This window comes from Oleiphilus sp. HI0125 (assembly GCF_001635355.1).
Map to the genome: position 1 here is coordinate 1 of NZ_LWGF01000646.1, position 5509 is coordinate 5509.

Consider the following 5509-nt stretch of genomic DNA (forward strand, 5'->3'; position numbering starts at 1 on the left):
TTTCTCTTTTAACTTCGTCGAGACTCGCATTGTTAAAAGGGCATAAAATCGTCACCAAACCATGGGCGAGACAATCTATCACGCAAGCAAAAGGAATCAAATTTTTTAATGTATCTAATCTTGATAACTCTTATCTAGCCAGCTTTTTTCACTATTTTGCTCTGCACAATCATGAAGAGAAATATAAACCTCAGGATTTAATCCTTCAGGCAACTGATAATCCTGTGTCGCCTTCTTCAAATCATTCAATAAAATTTGTGCGCCGTCTCTATTCGTTGCAGTCACAAGACATGCAAAACGGCGATCACTTAATTTATACAACAAATCTGTAGAACGAATACGGCTTTTCCAGATCGACACAAGAACCTGCAACAATGTTCTTTCTTTCGTCAGATTCATTTTTCTTGGTAATTCAACATCAATCACCAGCAGCACACAATTCATCTGGTAACGCTGATGCAAGGCAAAGTAATGAGAAAGGTCTTGCTCAAACTGTCTCGCATTACGACATGCGAACATATCCTCCTCAGTATGCTTAGGCCCTGCTCTTTCAAGTCGACCGATACGAAAGCGAACAAAGCTCGCTAACGCAAATAATGAAAAAACTAGAACGGCATTTTGGGCTAGCTGCGTAAAATCATTTAGCGCGCTTAAAAGCAACATACAAAGAAGAGAAAAGGTCGCGGCAAACACCAAATCAAGGACTAATGCTGCCCAAACAGTCATCACTAACAAGCAGCCCATAACAGCAACACTATTCACACCCGATGTCAGATGCACAACAAAAATAGATGCAAAAAGGACTAAATTAATTGCTGGAATAAACTTGCGAAGATTTGAAAACAAAGAGGAGAAGTTGAGCGCAAACATCACAGCGCTCAAACCGATGATGAAAAACACCGCGTGGTTCAAGCCTAATAAAACAAGCTCAATGATCGGAAATAGCAAAACGAAAAACGATAACAGTTCTTTTTGCAGCGTTTTCTGAATCATTTCAGGAGCGACTCTGATTTACGCTAGTTTAATGGCCAGTGACTCTAGATATTCCAAGCTCGGAATCACCGCATATTCTCCATCGACCCTAATACGGCTATGTTCAGCAGGAGAATCGCTCTGCTCTTCTTCTTGAATGATATCCTTACTCACCTTTACTAAGCGCGGGAGACCTTGAGTGAGAATGGCGCTAAAAGGTAACTTCTGATTATCTAGCCCAACGCTATTAATTACAGCTATACGCGCTTGAGTATTCCGAGCGGGTTTCTCTTGGCCATTGGCAACTTCATAGCTTAGCAATGGAACCTGTATACCCCGCCACATAATATTTCCTAGAAAATATTCTGGCCCTTCTGCTTCTTGTGGTTTGGTATATTCAATTACCTCGGCCACACTCACGTTTGGCAACACCAACTTAGTGCCTTCAACCGGCAAATATAAACTCGAAATTAGCTCTGATTCAGACACTCTGAACTTCCTTCATTTTTTAGGCAAATTAAGAAATGCCTGTATTCTTGTAATACGCTGTCATTAACATAGCAAGGTCTTTTGGTGCAGCAATCCGTTGGCATATACGCTTTTCGATCACCGATTTCGGCATCATGTCGCTGACTGCACTATGCTCACTTTGCGCCCAAACTAAACTGCCACGCCTAGCCAAATCTTTTGCTGTATCGGCGCCATCTTCGCCCATGCCACTAAACACGATGACATTAGCTCGATTACCGTAAGTGAAGCTTACTCGACGCAACAGCTCATCAATACTTGGGGTATATTCACCTTGCCAAGCTGAACCCGTTTTAAAACAAACACCATTGGTAAAATCAATGCTTGAGTCCACGGGGACTTTATAAATCACGCCGGGGGCTAATTCACACATTCCATCAATTGCAACAACAGGCAATTTCGCGTCTCTGCCAATAACATCAGCTAAGGCTTTAGAACCCACTTCATCGAGGTGCTGCGCGTACAAGAAGCTCGCGGGTATATCTTGGGGTAAGGCATCTAGAAACTCCTTCACAGCCTCAGGCCCCCCTAACGAAGCAGCTAGCACCCATATATCGAAAACCTCATTGCTTTGGTTTGGATGGAGATGCTGAATAAGCTTTTTAATTAAAAGAGAAAACTCCCTTTCCCTCAGCTCATGCTCACGACTAAAAGGCTCCAACCCCAAAATAACCGGAACAGCTAAATCGGCTATGTATTGCGCCAGCTCATCGCTTGCCAAATCAAAAAATGGCTCGTCAACTAACCAGCATGAAATTTGGTTGTAGCGCTCAAGGTCTTCAATTTTCCAGCTTTGCGGTGCGATACTAACCTGCGCAGAAAAACCGTATCGCTCAGCAAAAATACTTAAGTCTTTTCTAAGTAAAGGATCCTCACTAATTATTCCGAGCGAAGCCTGGATCCTCATCATGTACTCTTATGCTGTTACTCTTGTAGCAGCAAGAACTTCTTCAATTTTCTGCAACAGTTCTTGCTCTTGGAACGGCTTACCCATGTATTCATTTACACCAATCGACATCGCACGATCTCGGTGCTTTTGGCCCGTTCGTGAGGTAATCATAATAATCGGAACATCTTTCAAACGTTCATCGTGGCGTACAAGTGTTGCTACTTCAAAACCGTCCATACGAGGCATCTCAATATCTAACAACATGACATCTGGCTTGGTATCTTGAAGCTGTGCAATGGCATCAACCCCGTCTTTTGCTGTAACGACATCCATACCATTGCGTTCGAGCAAGCGCGTCGATACTTTTCTTACTGTAACCGAGTCATCAACAACCATCACAAGTGGTGTTTCGTTCTGTGTATCAACATTTCCATCAGTATCTAGAACATCCATGACACCTGCTGACTCTTCACGAATCAATGCCGGTAAATCGAGGATCACAACAACACTACCATCACCAAGAATCGTTGCCCCTGAGACGCCATGCACCTCGCTGAACTGCATGCCTAAACTTTTTACTACTATCTCTCGAGAACCCATCAAGCTGTCAACTTGTAACGCCATAGGTTGATCGGTGCCTCGAACCAAAATGACGGGCAATGGCAAAGGCTGACCTTTTAACTTCGGCTGATGCGCGTTGTGTAGCAAAGACCCTAAATACTGGAGTTTATAATCACGTCCCGCATATCGATAAGGTGGTGCGTCTTCTTGATAGTACTCTTCTAATTCGTAAGGGCTGACACGAACAATACCTTCTATCGTATTCAGCGGAATGGCATAAAAATCGTCACCTGTGCTCACCATCAACGCACGGTTAACAGATACCGTAAATGGGAGTCGAACCGTGAACTGCGTACCTTGTCCTACTGTTGAATCAATAGAAATTGCACCACCGAGCTGTTTTATTTCGCTTGCAACAACGTCCATACCAACGCCGCGGCCACTAATTTGCGTAACTTGCTCTGCGGTACTGAAACCCGCTGCCATAATTAACTGCAAGGTATCTTGCTTTGATAACTTGGCATCTTCAGCAATCAAACCTTGCGATACCGCTTTCGCTCTAATTTTCGATGCGTCAATACCAGCGCCGTCATCTTGCATACGAATGACGATATCGCCACCCTCGCGCGATACAGACAACGCAATCGTTCCGGCTTCTGGTTTGCCCGCTTTCACACGTTGTTCTTTAGGCTCAATACCATGATCAAGGGCATTACGTAGCATGTGCTCTAACGGCGCAACCATTCGATCAAGCACTGATCGATCCATCTCACCACTTGCATTAGCTACTTTAAAATCAACAGCTTTATCTAATTCACCACTGATCTGACGAACGATACGACGCAAGCGAGGAACCATTGACGAGAATGGAATCATGCGTGTTTTCATCAGGCCTTCTTGCAGCTCTGAATTAATGCGAGATTGTTGCAATAGCAATGTTTCTGCATCACGCGCTCTATTCGATAAGGTATCTCGTAACTCCGTTAAATCGGTCGCACTCTCTGACAGCGAACGAGAAAGCTGCTGTATAGAGGAATAGCGATCCATCTCAAGCGGGTCGAATTCTTCGTATTCAGAAATAGCGATACCTTCTTGCTCAGCGCGGTAAAGTACTTGCGCTTCTGTCTCGATTTCCATACGACGCAATTGCTCACGCAAACGCTCGATCGTTGCGGCCATCTCTTCAAGAGTAAAACCAAAATCAGTAATCTGCTGTTCTAGGCGACCACGCGAAATACTTGTCTCACCAGCAAGATTCACTAAGGCATCAATCAACGATGCGCCCACACGAACAGATTCTTGTGAGCCTGACTTTTTCTCTTTAACAGGCTTCGATGGGCTTTGTTGTTGGCCAAGCTGAATCAACTCTTGGCTTGCAGAAGATTGCTCAACAACTTCCACTGGAGTTTCGCTTTCAAGCTCCTCTTCTGGCGCTTGATCAGTTAGCTGCGCAAGGAAATCTTTGGTAAGACTATGCAATGCATCTTGAGCTTTTAATGCTAGCGCTTTGAGTTCACCCTCAAAGGCTTCGCCATTTGAATAGGCTTGGATTAAACGTGTTTCAAAATCATGACTCGTGTCTGCCAACTTATCTAAGCTCGCTAGACGGGCACCACCTTTGAGAGTATGCAGTACTCGTTGCAACTCTTGATTGTAGTTCTGTTCGGTTGGCGCATCAGCCCAATCCGCCATGTTCGTTTCGAGCGCTTCGATGAGTTCCTGCGCCTCCTCGGCGAACATATCAAGCACTTCTTTATCGAGGGCGTCTTCTTCTGATAATTCAGGCTTGACAGGTTTCGCTGGCTCTGGCTCAACTGGAATTGTCGTCTCTTTTACGAGCGTTATCTCTTCAACTTCAACAATTTCAGGTTCTGTAGCCTCGATATTCTCAACTTCAGGTTCTACTTCTGTTTGCTCAGGCTGAGGTGCTGGAACCTTACTTAATACTGGTTCTTCACCAGCAATAGAGCGCTTAACAGCTTCTAGCAAATCTAATGCTGGAGCAGGAACAGAACCCGCTTCAACACTATCGACCATAGACGCTAGTGCATCATGACACTGAAGACAAAGTTCAATCACGGCCGGACTCGCAACGGTGTGTGCTTCAACCGTGCGCTCAAACAATGTTTCTAACTCATGTGAGAGATCACCAATTGCAGTGACCTCAGCCATACGTGCACCACCTTTTAGCGTATGTAGATCGCGCTGCAATTCACCTACAAGCGTAAAATTATCACTCTCACTCTGCCATTGGTGCAGTAGCTCGCCTGAATGATTGATCAACTCTAGCGCTTCTTCCAAGAAAATTTCAGCTAACTCAGGATCAAGTTCCGCCAAAGATCCTGAAGCAGTTTGATCAACTTCTTCAACTTGGATGGTTTCTTCTGGTGCAGCTTCTGGTTCTGTCGCTACAAGCTCTTCTTCAGTTTCTTCTACAGCATACTCTGGAATGGCTTCAGCTAGAGATTCCTCAAGTGCATCAATACTAATTTCGATATCTTGCTCTTGCTCTTGCTCTTGCTCTTGCTCTTGCTCTTGCTCTTGCTCTTGCTCTTGCTC

General features: G+C 44.6%; 4 protein-coding genes. All 4 read right to left on the minus strand.

Features of this window, described 5'->3' with window-relative positions; all coding sequences use genetic code 11:
• Positions 1 to 114 precede the first annotated feature (114 nt).
• Positions 115 to 993, minus strand: coding sequence for a hypothetical protein (locus A3762_RS08575; RefSeq protein ID WP_068754981.1), 879 nt, complete (start codon positions 991 to 993; stop codon positions 115 to 117).
• Between the two features lie 18 nt (positions 994 to 1011).
• On the minus strand, positions 1012 to 1461 hold the full coding sequence (locus A3762_RS08580) for a chemotaxis protein CheW (RefSeq protein ID WP_068483458.1): 450 nt from the start codon (positions 1459 to 1461) through the stop codon (positions 1012 to 1014).
• Positions 1462 to 1489: 28 nt separating this feature from the next.
• On the minus strand, positions 1490 to 2410 hold the full coding sequence (locus A3762_RS08585) for a chemotaxis protein CheB (RefSeq protein WP_082869025.1): 921 nt from the start codon (positions 2408 to 2410) through the stop codon (positions 1490 to 1492).
• Between the two features lie 6 nt (positions 2411 to 2416).
• A partial coding sequence (locus tag A3762_RS08590) for a response regulator (protein ID WP_156493344.1) occupies positions 2417 to 5509 on the minus strand: 3093 nt, incomplete at its 5' end.